The organism is Billgrantia sulfidoxydans, assembly GCF_017868775.1.
Classification (GTDB): Bacteria; Pseudomonadota; Gammaproteobacteria; order Pseudomonadales; family Halomonadaceae; genus Halomonas; species Halomonas sulfidoxydans.
On sequence record NZ_CP053381.1, the window covers coordinates 1,939,863 to 1,952,828 of the forward strand.

The following is a 12,966-nucleotide window of genomic DNA, read 5'->3' on the forward strand; positions in this document are numbered from 1 at the left end:
TTTCCAGGAAGAACGCAGTGGGAGGGGCAGTCAGGCTGGTTTCAGCATAGGTTCTCGCTTGCGGCACTGCCCGTCGGGGTTGGCCATGGCTAACGAAACAGCCAGGGCGCCACCAGTTTCACCACCCGCGGCATGATGGTGTAGACCACCAGGCCCACGATGGTGGCGGCCACCAGGCCGTGACGGATGCCCCAGGTGTCCAGCGCCGGTAGCAGGCCGAAGAGCGGCAGCCACAGCAGCGGCACGATCATGGTCAGGGGCCAGATCACCGCCGTGGTCACCAGCCACTGTTTCCAGCGCGTCGGCTGCTTGCCGGCGGGCGTGGGCGGGGTGAACCAGTAGTCGATGCCGCTGACGATCTCCACCCGCTCGGCCTGTTGCAGGTCGGGCTGGATGGTCCCCATCAGCTCGCGGCGCTCGGGCGACTCCCGCCAGCGTCGGGCGTCGGCGTCGCTGGCGAAGCGCACGGCGATCTCGTAGTCATGATGACCTTTGGGAGGACGCAGGATGTGCACTCCCTGATGGCCGGGAAAGCGGCCGGCCGCCTCGATGATCTGGCGCAGCCAGGTTTCGTAGCGATCCCTGGCCTCGGGCCTGACCCGGTGGTGGATCTGGATCGTTGCCCCCTCGCAGTGAGCCGAAGGGGCGGGTTCGGAAACGGACATGGGGAGCCTCCATGGCGGTGGGTAGTCAGTTGAGTAGAGCCCGGCAGAAGCCGGGCCCTGTTACCTCAACGCTTGTGCGCCAGGCTCTGCTGCTCGTAGCTCTGGATCAGGTTGGCGTAGGCGGGCAGGTGGCCGGCCAGCAGGCCGCCGAAGCCCTCGATGTCGTTGCGCCAGTCGCGGTGCAGCTCGCAGCCGACGCCGAACCAGGTCATCAGCTGGGCACCGGCCTGCGACATGCGATCCCAGGCCGCCTCACGGGTGGTTTGGTTGAAGGTGCCTGAGGCGTCGGTGACCACGAACACCTCGAAACCTTCCTCCAGCGCCGAGAGCACCGGGAAGGCGACGCACACCTCGGTCACCACGCCGGCGATCAGCAGCTGCTTCTTGCCGGTGGCCTTGACCGCTGCGACGAACTCCTCGTTGTCCCAGGCGTTGATCTGACCGGGGCGCGCGAAGTAGGGCGCATCGGGGAAGGCTGCCTTGAGCTCGGGCACCATCGGGCCGTTGGGGCCGTCCTCGAAGCTGGTGGTGAGGATGGTGGGGATCTCGAAGAACTTGGCGATGTCGGCCAGGGCCAGCACGTTGTTCTTGAAGTCGTCGGGGCTGAAGTCGCGCACCAGCGAGAGCAGGCCGGACTGGTGGTCGACCATCAGCAGGGCGACATCGTCCTTGTTCAGGCGGTTGTAGGTAAAGGACATCTCGTTTCTCCTTGGCTTTCTCGAGTGAAGCGCCCGGTCAGGGGGAGCCGGGCGCGGTTGGGCGCGGCAGGCCGCTAACCCTCCAGGCGTCCGAACTTGCCGGCCTGGAAATCGGCAAAGGCCTGGTGAATCTCGGCCTCGCTGTTCATCACGAAGGGGCCGTAGCCCACCACCGGTTCGTCCAGGGGCACCCCGGCGAGCAGCAGCAGCTTGGCGTCGTTGTTGGCCTCCAGGCGTATCTCGTCGCCCCGGCGCTCGAAGCACACCAGGCCGGCGTCACGTACCAAGGCATCGCCGTTGACTTGTACCGTTCCCTCGAGCACTACCAGCAGCGTGGTGTGTCCCTCGGGAACTCTCAGGGTCGTCTCGCCGCCCGGCGCGAGGCGCAGGTCCCACACCTCGATCGGGGTGAAGGTGTGGGCCGGTCCTTCCTGGCCGCCGTACCTGCCGGCGATCACCCGCAGTTCGCCGGCGCGGCCGGGCAGTGCCACGCGGGGAATGTCGGCGTCGAGCAGCGTCTGGTAGGCCGCCGGTGCCGACTTGTGCTCGGCCGGCAGGTTGACCCACAGCTGCACCATTTCCAGGGTGCCGCCTTGCTGCGTGAAGTCGCTGGAGTGGAACTCCTCGTGGACGATGCCGGCCCCGGCGGTCATCCATTGCACGTCACCCTCGCCGATACGTCCGCCGCTGCCGGTGGAGTCGCGATGCTCCAGTTCACCCTGGTAGACCAGGGTCACGGTCTCGAAGCCGCGGTGTGGGTGAGCGCCGACGCCCCGCGGCCGGCTTGCCGGGGCGAAGTCGTGCGGGCCGGCATGGTCGAGCAGTAGAAAGGGGCTCAGGTGGTCGGCGCCGAGGCGGTCATAGGCGAACAGCGAGCGCACGGGGAAGCCGTCGCCGACCCAGTGGCCGCGTGGGGCGCCATAGATACCGTGGATCTTCTTCATGGTTGGGCTCCTGCATGGATTGGGCGTTGACCCGATACAGGAAGCTTATGAGGAGAACGAAGGCGGCAGTAGAGGGTATAATTTACACGCTGCGTTCTATAAACAGGACAATGAGAACGAGATGATATGCAGGATCTCAACGACCTCTACTACTTCGTGCAGGTGGTGGATCATGGCGGTTTCGCCCCGGCCGGACGCGCCCTCGGCATCCCCAAGTCGAAGCTGAGCCGGCGTATCGCCCAGCTGGAGGAGCGGCTCGGTGCCCGGCTGATTCATCGTTCGACGCGCCATCTGTCGGTCACCGAGCTGGGCCAGGCCTACTACCGCCACTGCGCGGCGATGCTGGTGGAGGCGGAGGCCGCCGAGGAGTTGATCCAGCGCAATCTGGCGCTACCGCGTGGCACGGTGCGGCTGAGCTGTCCGCCGAGCCTGCTGCACTACCTGATCACTCCGCTGCTGGTCCGCTTCATGGCCCAGTGTCCCGACGTGGAGGTACAGGTGGAGGCCACCAGCCGCCGGGTCGACGTGATCAGGGAAGGCTTCGACATGGCCATCCGCGTGCGCTTTCCGCCGCTCGAGGACAGCGATCTCTCGATGAAGGTGCTGTCGCGCAGCCCCCAGCGCCTGGTGGCCGCTCCCGCGTTTTTCGAGGCGTGGCCGATGCCGCGTGCGCCGGGTGACTTGGCCGGCTTGCCGAGCCTCGACTTCGATCAGGTGGGCAGGCACCACGACTGGGCGCTCGACGGCCCCGAGGGCGCGACGGCTGAGATTCGTCACCACCCCCGTCTGGTGACCGACAATGCCGAGACGCTGCACCAGGCCGCGCTGGCGGGTCTGGGTGTGGTCAAGCTGGCGCTTCTGGTGGCAGGGCAGGACCTGCAGGCGGGGCGTCTCGTCGATGTGCTACCCGGCTGGGAACCGCGGGGAGGGATCCTGCACGCCGTCTTTCCGTCGCGGCGCGGCGTCCTTCCCGCGGTGCGGGCATTGCTCGACTTCCTGGCCGAGAACATCGACGAGATCGACTTTACCAGCCAGACCGCCCTGGCCGTGGCGATGAATGAAGAGGGGGCGTGATGCCCGCTAGCTCAGCACAGCCGTGTGCCGAACAGCAGCAGCGACGCATCGGCGTTCTGCCAGCCCCGCCACACCAGGGCCAGGGCGACACCGAGAGCCAGCAGGGCGACAAGCCTCACCAGTTGAACCCGGCTCATGCCTGGACTTCTCGCGGCACGGGGCGCTTGATGGGGGCCTCGCTGATGAACCAGTGCAGCAGGGCGGCTGCCACGGAGAGCAGGATGGCGAGCTTCCAGACCACGTCGTAGTCGCCATGCTGGTCGTAGAGCATGCCGCCGAGCCATACGCCGGTGAACGAACCGACCTGGTGAAACAGGAAGACGATGCCACCGAGCATGGAGAGGTGGCGCACGCCGAACACCGAGGCCACGATGCCATTCGTCAGCGGCACCGTGGAGAGCCACAGCAGGCCGATGGCGATGCCGAATAGATAGGCGCTGGCCGGGCTCAGCGGCAGGAACACGAAGGCAGCGATCACCGCGCCGCGGGTCAAGTAGAGCCAGCTGAGCAGGCGGGGCTTGGAAAAGATGCCCCCCAGCCAGCCGGCAGTGTAGGTGCCGAAGATGTTGAACAGCCCGACCAGCGCCAGGGTGGTACTGCCCACCTGTACGGCCAGACCGTTGTCGAACAGGTAGCCGGGCAGGTGCACGCCAATGAACACCACCTGGAAGCCGCATACGAAGAAGCCCAGGCACAGCAGCCAGAAGCCGCGGTGTCCGGCGGCCTCGTCCAGCGCAGCGCGCAGCGAGAGATCCGTCGCCTGACGAGCGGAGGGACGGTCCTTCAGCATGGCGCCGAGCGGCACCATCATGGCGGCCAGGGCGCCCATCGCCAGCAGCGCGGCCGACCAGCCGAGCCAGCCGAGCAGGCCCAGGGTGCCCGGCAGCATGGCGAACTGGCCGAACGAGCCCGCCGCGCTGACGATCCCCATGGCCATGCTGCGCTTTTCCGGTGCCACGGCGCGGCCGACGGCGCCGAGGATCACCGAGAAAGTCGTGCCCGAGAGCCCCAGGCCGATCAGCAACCCGGCAGAGAACGACATGCCCAGCGCCGACTCGGAAAGCCCCATGAACAGCAGGCCGAGGGCATAGAGCATGCCGCCGACGGCGACCACCCGGGCCGCACCGAAGCGGTCGGCCAGCGCGCCGGTGAAGGGCTGGGCGAAGCCCCAGATGAGGTTCTGCAGCGCCAGGGCAAAGGCGAACACTTCGCGCCCCCAGCCCAACTCACTGCTCATCGGCTCGAGAAACAGGCCAAAGCCATGGCGCAGCCCCATGGCCAGCGAAATGACCAGGCTGCCGAGCAGGATCAGCAGCAGCGAGTGGCGGCGAAGGGCGTCCATGACTCGTCCTGTTTGCAGACTAATGAATACGGCACTATCGCGCTTTCGCGACAGGCTGGCAATGTCGTCGAACGGCGACAGGTTTGTAGCCGCCGTGCCACATGTGTAAATGCTGCGTGATTCGCTATCATGAACAGTGTTCGTCAACCTGGAGATACGTCATGTCACGGCGCCTGTTGTTTCCTTTCCTTCTGATCCTGGCTGCCCTGCTGGTGGCGGGCTGCAGCTACCAGCCGGCACGTATCAAATCCGAGCCGCTGGTCATCATCGACGATGGCCATGGCGGGCATCACGGAGGCGGCTTCTGTCCGCCGGGGCAGGCCAAGAAGGGCCGCTGTTGAGCCAACGCCTCCCAAGGCGGGCTAGACTGATCAGTAACAACGACTTCGCACGGAACCGAGGGGCGTCCCAGGCTCTTGACCCCATGAGGTGAATTGGCATGAAAACGTCCCTGCGCTTGCTTACCCTGGCCTGCGTGCCTCTCATGCTGGCCCTGGCCGGCTGCAGTTACTCGCCGGCACGCATCACGCCCGAACCTCTCGTGGTGGTGGACGGCTCCCATCGCCACTATCACGGGGACGGGCACCGTCACCGGCACCACGATCGCTACGTGGAGCGCCATTACTACCACGATGATAGGCGTTATCGCGACGGCCGCCGCTATCGCGATCGTTATCGTCACCGTGGAGGCTTCTGTCCGCCGGGGCATGCCATGAAGGGAAACTGCTGACCGCTTGTCCGCGAGCGGTGCCAACGGTTTCGTCCCGCTTCATGTCGGAGTAGGGTAGTTGTTACCCCTGACTGAACGGACCCCAAGAAACCGTCATGGCTCTTCTCGACCTGCGCACCTCCAATCTGGGGCACGAGCATGTCGCGCATGCCCATTCGCATCACCAACTGATCCTGGCGACCTGCGGCACCACCGAACTCGCGATCGAGGGCGTCGGCGATCGCGTCACCGGCGGCCGCGGCTGCCTGATTCCCTGCGCCCACCATCATGAATACCAGGGCGACGGGCGTAACCGAACGCTGGTGCTCGACGTGTCGCTTGCCGCCCTGGGCGACCGGCGCGACGGCGACAGCTTGCAGCGCTTGTTCGAGCGCCCGCGCTTCTTTCCCGTGTCGCCCCGCCTCAATCATCTTGCTGTCACGCTGATGGCACAGCTCGAGCAGTTCCCGGCGCTGCATAGCGAGATCGCCGCCTTGCTGCTGCGCGCGCTCTATCTTCAGCTCGAGGACGAGCTACCCACCGGCACGACCGCGTCCCTGGCCGGCTGTCGCTCCGGCGAGCGGATCGATCTTCAGCGCCTCAACGCCTGGATCGATCGGCACCTGGCCGACGAAATCCGCGTCGACCAGCTGGCGGCGCTGTGCGCGCTCAGTCCGGGTCATTTCCATGCTCTGTTTCGCGACTTGACCGGCGTCACGCCGGTGGCGTATGTCCAGCAGCGCCGGCTGGATCACGCCCGGGCCCTGGTCCGACACAGCGGCCTGAGCCTGGGGCATGTGGCGTCGCTGGTCGGCTTTCGCGACCAGGGCAGCTTCAGCCGCGCCTACCGGCGCCATTTCCAACTGTCTCCCTCCACCGAGCGTCGCGATCGCTGAGCCTGGGGCAAGAAGAGAGGAGCCGCGGGCAAATGCGGGGGCAGGTCTCCCCCTAGGCTGGAAGGGAGACCCCAAAGCACAATCACAACGAGGTGGATCATGTCCCCGAAGTCGCTGCCCCGCCTGGCCGCGCTCGCCGTGCTGCCGTTGGCCGTCGCCGGCGCCGATGCCCAGGCGCAGTCCCATGAAATGGCCATTGCCACGCTGTTGCCCGAGGACATGGGCAACAATGAGGTCTATCCCGCGCTGGTGCACTTCAAGAACCTGGTCGAGACCCGTACCGACGGTGACGTGGAGGTGGTGATCTTCGGCGGCGGACAGCTCGGCTCCGAGGTGGAGACCGCCTCGGAAGTGCAGGGCGGGCGCACCCTGCAGTCGACGATCATCACTACGGGGGCGATGTCCTCCTTCTATGACGACTACCAGTTGATGACCGCCCCCTTCCTGTTCGACAACTGGCGCCAGGCCTGGGCCTTCTTCGACAGCGAGTGGTTTGCCGACTTCATGTCCGGCACCATCGAGGAAGCCGACATGCGCTACCTGGGCACCTTCGACGACGGCGGCGGCTTCGTGGCGTTCACCAACAATGAGCGGCTGATCGAGACGGTCGAGGACCTGGAAGGGCTCAACATCCGTACCGAGGAGAACCCGGGGCACGTCGCCATCATGAAGGCGCTGGGCGCTTCGGCCACGCCGCTGCCGTGGGGCGAGCTGATCACCGCGCTGGAGACCGGCCTGGCCGACGGTCAGTTCAATGCGCCGGTGCTCAATACCACCTTCAACTTCGACGAGGTGACCGACTACACCACGCTTACCGGCCACGTCTACAACAGCGCCGCCTGGCTTGTCAGCGAGGAGTGGTTCCAGGGGCTGAGCGAGGAGCAGCAGGCCGCCATCGTCACTTCGGCGCGCGAGGCCATCGAGCTCTCCCACGGCATGTCGGGGGCGCTGGCCACCGCCAGCTGGGAAGAGTCCTGCGAGCGCTTCGAGGCGTGTTACATCATGCCGCCCGAGCAGCGCGAGCGAATGGCCGACGTCGCCCGGCCGGCCTGGAAGGCGTGGATCGTGGATGACTTCGGCATCGAGGCCGAGCGGGTGGATGCCTTCCTCGACGAGGTAGCTCGGGTGGGGGAGGAGGTGTCACGGACGGACGTGTCGGTCTACGGCCAGTAACCCACCGCTCTGCCTGCTCAACGTCGCCCCATGGCCAGCAAGCCCGGTCATGGGGCCCTTCGAGGCTTTCCGATGCCATTCCTCCAACCCCTGCGTCGCCTGAGCGACACGGTCAACCAGGCGGCAATCGTGATCTGCGTGGCCTGCGTGCTGATCATGCTGGGCATCTCGTTCACGGCGTTTCTCTACAAGCTGGCCACGGGCAGCTCGCTCAGCTGGACCTATTCGCTGGCGCGTCTGTTCCTGCCCTGGATCGGCTTTCTCTCGATGACCATCTCGCTGCGCTACGGTGAACATGTGGCGATGACGCTGCTGGTGCGCAGCCTGCCGCGGGTACTGCTCAAGCTCGCGGCCGGTCTATGCCTGGCGGTGATCGGCGTGTTCGGTCTGCTGCTGCTGTGGTACGGCTGGGACTATTTCCTCGGTGCCTCCCAGGTCTACATGGTCTCGGATCGCATCCAGATCCCCGGCAAGTTCACTGCCGTCGTGATGCCCGTCAGCGGTGCCATCATTCTGCTCCACCTGGTTCAGGGTTTCGCGCTGCTCGAGCATTTCATCGACGACGAGACGGCCATCAAGGAGCTGATCGAGACCGTTGACACCGAGACCACCGAAACGGAGGAGCACGCATGACGCCTGCGATCCTGACCTTCGCCATCCTGCTCCTGATCGGCGCGCCCGTCGCGGTGGTAATGGCGCTCTCCGGCCTGGCCGGCGGTTATGCCATGGGCGGCGAGCGCATGCTCGGGATCATCGCCGACCGCATGTTCTCCGGTGTGTCCGGCTTCCTGCTGATTGCCGTGCCTTATTTCATCTTCACCGCCGAGCTGATGAACCAGGGCGGGCTGACCCACAAGCTGATCGCCTTCAACAATGCCCTGTTCGGGCGCGTGCGTGGGGCGCTCTCCCACGTCAATGTCTCGGTCTCGGTATTCTTCGCCGGCCTTACCGGGGCGGCGATCACCGATACCGTGGCGATCGGCAAGATCATGATCCCCGAGATGAAGCGCCAGGGCTACGACGCCGAGTATGCGGCAGCGATCACCGCCTGCTCGTCGATCATCGGGCCCATCATCCCGCCCAGCGTGGTGATGGTGGTCTACGCCACGCTGCTGCGCGACATCTCGGTGATCGACCTGTTCGCCGGCGGTATCGTCCCGGGTCTGCTGATGGCGCTGGCACTGCTCGGGGTCAGCTTCTACCTGGCCTGGAAGCGCGGCTATCCCAAGCAGACGCCGACGCCCATCAAGGTGGCGATGCTGTCGTTCCTGGCGGCGCTGCCGGCGATGATCGTGCCGCTGATCATCCTGGGCGGCATACTCTCGGGCCTGACCACCATCACCGAGGCGTCCGGGTTTGCTGCGGTCTATGCCATTGCGATCGGCGTGCTGCTCTACCGCAACCTCGACTGGAGGAAGATCTGGCACGCGCTGGTGGTGACGGTACGCTTCTCCGGCGTGGTGTTCTTTCTGCTCGCCACTTCGGCGGTGCTCGGCTGGTTCGTGACGCGCTCGGGGATCGCCCGCGATGCGGCAGGGCTGATCACCACCTTCAGCGACTCGGCGTTCCTCCAACTGATGCTGGTGTGTGTGCTGCTGATCCTGATCGGTACCGTGATGGACGTGCTGCCGGCGCTGGTCGTGGTGGCGCCGGTGCTGGTGCCGGCGATGATCCAGCTTGGCTTCGATCCGCTACACTTTGCCATCCTGATGATCGTGGTGCTCAATATCTCCAACGTGACGCCGCCGGTGGGGATGACCCTGATGACGGCGGCACGCATCGCCAACGTGCCCTACGAGCGGGCGATCCTCGCGTCTCTGCCGTTCTACGTGGCGTTCCTGGCGGTGATCTTGCTGCTGGCGGCCTTTCCGGCACTCTCTACCTGGATTCCCTCGCTGCTTGACTGAGGAATGCGAATGCAAGGACCGACACGATGAAGCTTTTCTACCATCCCGACCAGGCATCCCACGCGCCCGGCGCCTTCCTGGTGCGTGGCCAGCTCACCGCTTCCCCCGAGGGACCGGTGCGAGCCGAGCTGTTGGCCAAGGGCCTGGAGACAATGGGCCTCGTGCTGCACGAGCCCGAGGATATCGACAGCCCGCGGCTGCGCAGCCGCCTGGCAAGCATTCACACGCCGCGCTACCTGAGTTTCCTCGAGACCATTCATGCCCGCTGGCGCGAGCTGCCGGGGGCCTCCGAACTGGTGATGCCCAATATCCACCCATGCGGCGGCGGCCATCACTACCCGCGTCATCCGGTAGGGCAGGCGGGCTGGCATCTCCACGACATGGCGTGTCCCATCGGTGCCGACAGCTTCCGCGGCATCCTGGCCAGCGCGGCCACGGCCCAGGCGGCGGCCGAGGCGCTGATCGGTGGCCACGGCACCACCTACGCACTGTGTCGCCCCCCGGGGCACCACGCCGGGCCGGACCGGGCGGGTGGCTTCTGCTTCCTCAACAACTCGGCGCTGGCGGCCATCGTGCTGCGCGAGCACTTCTCGCGGGTCGCCATTCTCGATGTCGACCTGCACCACGGTAATGGCACCCAGGACATCTTCTATTATCGGAACGACGTCTGGACCGGCTCGCTGCATGTCGATCCCGCCGATTTCTACCCCTTCTTCTGGGGCGGGGCCAATGAGGAGGGCATGGGCGAGGGGCTGGGTGCCAACGTCAACCTGCCGCTGCCACTGGGCAGCGATGGCGCCGCCTTCCTCGAGGCGCTGGAGGTATTGATCGCGCGCCTGGAAGCGTTTCGTCCCGAGGCGGTGGTGATCGCGCTGGGACTGGACGCCCATCGTGACGACCCGCTGGCCGGCATGACGCTCGAGACCGCGGATTTCGAAGCGGTCGGCCGACGCTTGGCTCAGTTGGCCCGGCCCGTCGTGCTGGTACAGGAGGGCGGCTATCCCACTGAGCACTTGGGCGACAACCTGGCCGCCTTCATGAATGGCTTCAGCAGCGGCTGACGTCAGGCCGCGGACGTGCAAGTATTCGCTGTTCGACCCAATTCACTTCCATCGAGAGAGACGACATGACCATTCAGTACCATCACAGCAATGCCCGCATGAGCCAGATCGCCGTGCACAACGGAACCGTCTACCTGGCCGGCCAGGTACCGAGCGACGCCACGGCCGACATGCGTGGCCAGACCGAGCAGGTGCTGGCGCGCATCGACGAGCTGCTGGCCGAGGCCGGCAGCGCCAAGGAGCACCTGATCTCGGCCCAGGTGTGGGTCACCGACATGGCGGAGTTCGATCAGATGAACGCGGCCTGGGAAGCCTGGGTGGTGCCGGGCCGCCCGCCGGTGCGCGCCGCCCTCGAGGCCAAGCTGGCCAAGCCTGAATGGAAGGTCGAGATCATGGTGGTCGCGGCGCTGCCGGAGGCTTGAGATGCGTATCGTCACCGCCGAGGAAGTCGCTGGCGCGCTGCCCTGGCCGGCGCTGGTCGAGCGCCTGGCATTGACGTTCCGGGAGGGCGTGGAGTCACCGCCGCGCCATCACCATGCCATGCAGCGGCCCGACGGCGAGGCCACCATGCTGCTGATGCCGGCCTGGGAGCGGGCCGGCTATATCGGCGTGAAGATGGTCAATGTCTTTCCGCAGAATGCCGACCATGGCCTGCCGGCCATTGCCGGCGTCTACCTGCTCAGCGAGGGCGCCCATGGGCGCCCGCTTGCCTGCCTCGACGGCAGCGAGTTGACCCGGCGGCGCACCGCGGCGGCCTCGGCCCTGGCCGCTCGCGAGCTGGCTCGGGAGGATGTCGAGACGCTGCTGGTGGTGGGCACCGGCAAGCTGGCGCCCATGGTGATCGAAGCCCATGCCGCGGTGCGCCCGATCAAGCGCGTGCGAGTCTGGGGCCGCAACCCGGAGAAGGCACGACGGTTGGCTGCCGAGTACGCCGACAGGTTCGATTGTGCGGCGGTCGAGAATCTCGAGGCGGCCGCCCGTGACGCCGACCTGATCAGCTGCGTGACGCTCTCCAGCGAACCGCTGATACGCGGCGAGTGGCTCGCGCCCGGCACCCATCTCGACCTGATCGGCGCGTTCCGCCCCAGCATGCGCGAAACCGACGCCGAGTGCCTGCGGCGTGGCGAGGTGTACGTCGATACCTATGCCGGCGCCCGGGGCGAGGCGGGCGACATTCTCCAGGCGATCGACGAGGGGGCGTTCGCTTTCGACGACATTGCCGCCGAGCTGGCGGAGCTGCTGCGTGGCGAGAAGGCCGGGCGCCGCTCGGCCGAGGCGATTACCGTGTTCAAGTCGGTCGGCGCTTCGCTGGAAGATCTGGCGGCGGCCATCGAGGTCTGGGAGCAGTTGGAGAAGCGTGCATGAAGCGTCGAACAGGCTTTTACTGGCATGAGCGCTGCTTCTGGCACGACCCGGGCGCCATCGGCGTGTTCTCGGCGCCCGGCGAGTTCCTGCAGCCCCAGCCTGCCTCGGAGAGCCCCGAGAGCAAGCGCCGGCTGAAGAACCTGCTCGAGGTGTCGGGGCTGATCGACGAGCTCGACGTGCGCAAGGCGTCGCCGGCGAGCCGCGAGGACCTGGCGCGCTTCCATACCGGGCGCTACCTGGACGAACTCGAGGAGGGCGAGCTGACCCGGGGCGGCGACGCCGGCGAATGCGCGCCCTTCACGCCGGGCAGCCTGGCGGCGGCGAAACAGTCGGCGGGCCTGGCAATCGCCGCGGTGGAGGCGGTGGCCACCGGCGAGCTGGCCAACGCCTATGCCCTGTGTCGGCCGCCGGGGCACCATGCCGAAGCCGATCGCGGGCGTGGTTTCTGCCTGCTCGGCAACATTCCGGTCGCGGTGATGCGGGCCCGGGCGCTGGGGCAGGTCAGGCGCGTGGCGATCCTCGACTGGGACGTGCACCACGGCAACGGCCAGCAGGAGGCCTTCTACGACGACCCCGATGTCCTCACCGTGTCGATTCACCAGGCCGGCAATTATCCGCTGGACAGCGGTGACTTCGAGGAATTGGGCGAAGGCGCGGGGTATGGCGCCAATCTCAACCTGCCGATGCCGCCCGGCAGCGGCATCGACGCCTACCGCTACGCCATGCAGGAGCTGGTGCTGCCCGCCATCGGCGGCTTTGCCCCCGACCTGATCGTGGTGGCCTGCGGCTATGACGCCTGCGGCAAGGATCCGCTGGGCAAGATGATGCTCAACAGTTCGGCCTTCGCCGCCATGACCCAGCAGCTCAAGGCCTTGGCGGCGCGCATCAGCGACGGCAAGCTGGTGATGATCCACGAGGGCGGCTACTCCGAAGGCTACGTGCCGCTGTGCGGGCACGCGGTGATCCAGACCCTGTCGGGTAGTCGCATCGAGGTGCCGGACCCGCAGAACGACGAGATCGCCGCCTGGGCCTACCAGTCGCTGCAGCCGCATCAGCGTGCCCTGATCGACGGCTGGTGCGAGGGCTGGCGGCGTGCCGCTCCGCTCTGAAACAACCTATCAGAACCGACGAG

16 protein-coding genes are annotated in these 12,966 nt (G+C 66.6%); 11 read left to right on the top strand and 5 right to left on the bottom strand.

The window, feature by feature from the left end; all coding sequences use genetic code 11:
- Positions 1-89: 89 nt before the first annotated feature.
- The 3 genes from HNO51_RS09030 to HNO51_RS09040 all read right to left on the bottom strand — a co-directional run bounded on the left by HNO51_RS09030 (position 90) and on the right by HNO51_RS09040 (position 2,307).
- Complete coding sequence (locus HNO51_RS09030; RefSeq protein ID WP_209539026.1) at positions 90-665, bottom strand: antibiotic biosynthesis monooxygenase; 576 nt, start codon at positions 663-665, stop codon at positions 90-92.
- A 65-nt stretch (positions 666-730) separates the two neighbouring features.
- Positions 731-1,363 (bottom strand): isochorismate family cysteine hydrolase YcaC, encoded by a 633-nt coding sequence (gene ycaC, locus HNO51_RS09035; protein WP_197450670.1) that lies wholly within the window; start codon positions 1,361-1,363, stop codon positions 731-733.
- A gap of 74 nt (positions 1,364-1,437) precedes the next feature.
- Positions 1,438-2,307 (bottom strand): pirin family protein, encoded by an 870-nt coding sequence (locus HNO51_RS09040; protein WP_197450671.1) that lies wholly within the window; start codon positions 2,305-2,307, stop codon positions 1,438-1,440.
- 126 nt (positions 2,308-2,433) lie between these two features.
- Between HNO51_RS09040 and HNO51_RS09045 the strand changes: the two genes are divergently transcribed.
- Positions 2,434-3,381, top strand: a complete 948-nt coding sequence (locus HNO51_RS09045) for a LysR substrate-binding domain-containing protein (RefSeq protein ID WP_209539027.1) — start codon at positions 2,434-2,436, stop codon at positions 3,379-3,381.
- 11 nt (positions 3,382-3,392) lie between these two features.
- On the opposite strand, the gene HNO51_RS21145 is transcribed toward HNO51_RS09045, so the two are convergent.
- Positions 3,393-3,518 (bottom strand): hypothetical protein, encoded by a 126-nt coding sequence (locus HNO51_RS21145; protein ID WP_276571225.1) that lies wholly within the window; start codon positions 3,516-3,518, stop codon positions 3,393-3,395.
- Positions 3,515-4,723, bottom strand: a complete 1,209-nt coding sequence (locus tag HNO51_RS09050; protein ID WP_209539028.1) for an MFS transporter — start codon at positions 4,721-4,723, stop codon at positions 3,515-3,517. The genes HNO51_RS21145 and HNO51_RS09050 overlap by 4 nt, the downstream gene beginning before the upstream one ends.
- Positions 4,724-4,884: 161 nt before the next feature.
- Here HNO51_RS09050 and HNO51_RS09055 point away from each other — a divergent pair, with 161 nt between their 5' ends.
- From HNO51_RS09055 to HNO51_RS09100, 10 genes are all read left to right on the top strand, one after another.
- Positions 4,885-5,064, top strand: a complete 180-nt coding sequence (locus HNO51_RS09055; protein WP_197450674.1) for a hypothetical protein — start codon at positions 4,885-4,887, stop codon at positions 5,062-5,064.
- Between the two features lie 98 nt (positions 5,065-5,162).
- Positions 5,163-5,453, top strand: coding sequence for a hypothetical protein (locus HNO51_RS09060; RefSeq protein WP_197450675.1), 291 nt, complete (start codon positions 5,163-5,165; stop codon positions 5,451-5,453).
- A 95-nt stretch (positions 5,454-5,548) separates the two neighbouring features.
- On the top strand, positions 5,549-6,328 hold the full coding sequence (locus HNO51_RS09065; protein WP_197450676.1) for an AraC family transcriptional regulator: 780 nt from the start codon (positions 5,549-5,551) through the stop codon (positions 6,326-6,328).
- Between the two features lie 99 nt (positions 6,329-6,427).
- Positions 6,428-7,501, top strand: a complete 1,074-nt coding sequence (gene dctP / locus HNO51_RS09070) for a TRAP transporter substrate-binding protein DctP (RefSeq protein ID WP_197450677.1) — start codon at positions 6,428-6,430, stop codon at positions 7,499-7,501.
- Between the two features lie 72 nt (positions 7,502-7,573).
- Positions 7,574-8,134, top strand: a complete 561-nt coding sequence (locus HNO51_RS09075) for a TRAP transporter small permease (protein WP_209539029.1) — start codon at positions 7,574-7,576, stop codon at positions 8,132-8,134.
- Complete coding sequence (locus HNO51_RS09080; RefSeq protein WP_197450679.1) at positions 8,131-9,408, top strand: TRAP transporter large permease; 1,278 nt, start codon at positions 8,131-8,133, stop codon at positions 9,406-9,408. The genes HNO51_RS09075 and HNO51_RS09080 overlap by 4 nt, the downstream gene beginning before the upstream one ends.
- A gap of 26 nt (positions 9,409-9,434) precedes the next feature.
- Entirely contained in the window at positions 9,435-10,469 is a 1,035-nt protein-coding gene (locus HNO51_RS09085; RefSeq protein ID WP_197450680.1) for a histone deacetylase family protein, read from the top strand.
- A 65-nt stretch (positions 10,470-10,534) separates the two neighbouring features.
- Positions 10,535-10,891 carry a RidA family protein gene (locus tag HNO51_RS09090; protein WP_197450681.1) on the top strand — a complete coding sequence of 119 codons (357 nt, stop codon included), beginning with the start codon at positions 10,535-10,537 and terminating at the stop codon, positions 10,889-10,891.
- Between the two features lies 1 nt (position 10,892).
- Positions 10,893-11,834 carry a bifunctional Delta(1)-pyrroline-2-carboxylate/Delta(1)-piperideine-2-carboxylate reductase gene (lhpI, locus tag HNO51_RS09095; RefSeq protein ID WP_197450682.1) on the top strand — a complete coding sequence of 314 codons (942 nt, stop codon included), beginning with the start codon at positions 10,893-10,895 and terminating at the stop codon, positions 11,832-11,834.
- Positions 11,831-12,943, top strand: coding sequence for a class II histone deacetylase (locus HNO51_RS09100; protein WP_197450683.1), 1,113 nt, complete (start codon positions 11,831-11,833; stop codon positions 12,941-12,943). Before lhpI ends, HNO51_RS09100 begins: the two co-directional genes overlap by 4 nt.
- The last annotated feature ends 23 nt before the right edge of the window (positions 12,944-12,966 follow it).

Bases quoted from the DNA above. Each gene is read 5' to 3' on its own strand.
- HNO51_RS09030 (WP_209539026.1), bottom strand. From the start codon at position 665: ATGTCCGTTTCCGAACCCGCCCCTTCGGCTCACTGCGAGGGGGCAACG.
- ycaC (WP_197450670.1), bottom strand. From the start codon at position 1,363: ATGTCCTTTACCTACAACCGCCTGAACAAGGACGATGTCGCCCTGCTG.
- HNO51_RS09040 (WP_197450671.1), bottom strand. From the start codon at position 2,307: ATGAAGAAGATCCACGGTATCTATGGCGCCCCACGCGGCCACTGGGTC.
- HNO51_RS09045 (WP_209539027.1), top strand. From the start codon at position 2,434: ATGCAGGATCTCAACGACCTCTACTACTTCGTGCAGGTGGTGGATCAT.
- HNO51_RS21145 (WP_276571225.1), bottom strand. From the start codon at position 3,518: ATGAGCCGGGTTCAACTGGTGAGGCTTGTCGCCCTGCTGGCTCTCGGT.
- HNO51_RS09050 (WP_209539028.1), bottom strand. From the start codon at position 4,723: ATGGACGCCCTTCGCCGCCACTCGCTGCTGCTGATCCTGCTCGGCAGC.
- HNO51_RS09055 (WP_197450674.1), top strand. From the start codon at position 4,885: ATGTCACGGCGCCTGTTGTTTCCTTTCCTTCTGATCCTGGCTGCCCTG.
- HNO51_RS09060 (WP_197450675.1), top strand. From the start codon at position 5,163: ATGAAAACGTCCCTGCGCTTGCTTACCCTGGCCTGCGTGCCTCTCATG.
- HNO51_RS09065 (WP_197450676.1), top strand. From the start codon at position 5,549: ATGGCTCTTCTCGACCTGCGCACCTCCAATCTGGGGCACGAGCATGTC.
- dctP (WP_197450677.1), top strand. From the start codon at position 6,428: ATGTCCCCGAAGTCGCTGCCCCGCCTGGCCGCGCTCGCCGTGCTGCCG.
- HNO51_RS09075 (WP_209539029.1), top strand. From the start codon at position 7,574: ATGCCATTCCTCCAACCCCTGCGTCGCCTGAGCGACACGGTCAACCAG.
- HNO51_RS09080 (WP_197450679.1), top strand. From the start codon at position 8,131: ATGACGCCTGCGATCCTGACCTTCGCCATCCTGCTCCTGATCGGCGCG.
- HNO51_RS09085 (WP_197450680.1), top strand. From the start codon at position 9,435: ATGAAGCTTTTCTACCATCCCGACCAGGCATCCCACGCGCCCGGCGCC.
- HNO51_RS09090 (WP_197450681.1), top strand. From the start codon at position 10,535: ATGACCATTCAGTACCATCACAGCAATGCCCGCATGAGCCAGATCGCC.
- lhpI (WP_197450682.1), top strand. From the start codon at position 10,893: ATGCGTATCGTCACCGCCGAGGAAGTCGCTGGCGCGCTGCCCTGGCCG.
- HNO51_RS09100 (WP_197450683.1), top strand. From the start codon at position 11,831: ATGAAGCGTCGAACAGGCTTTTACTGGCATGAGCGCTGCTTCTGGCAC.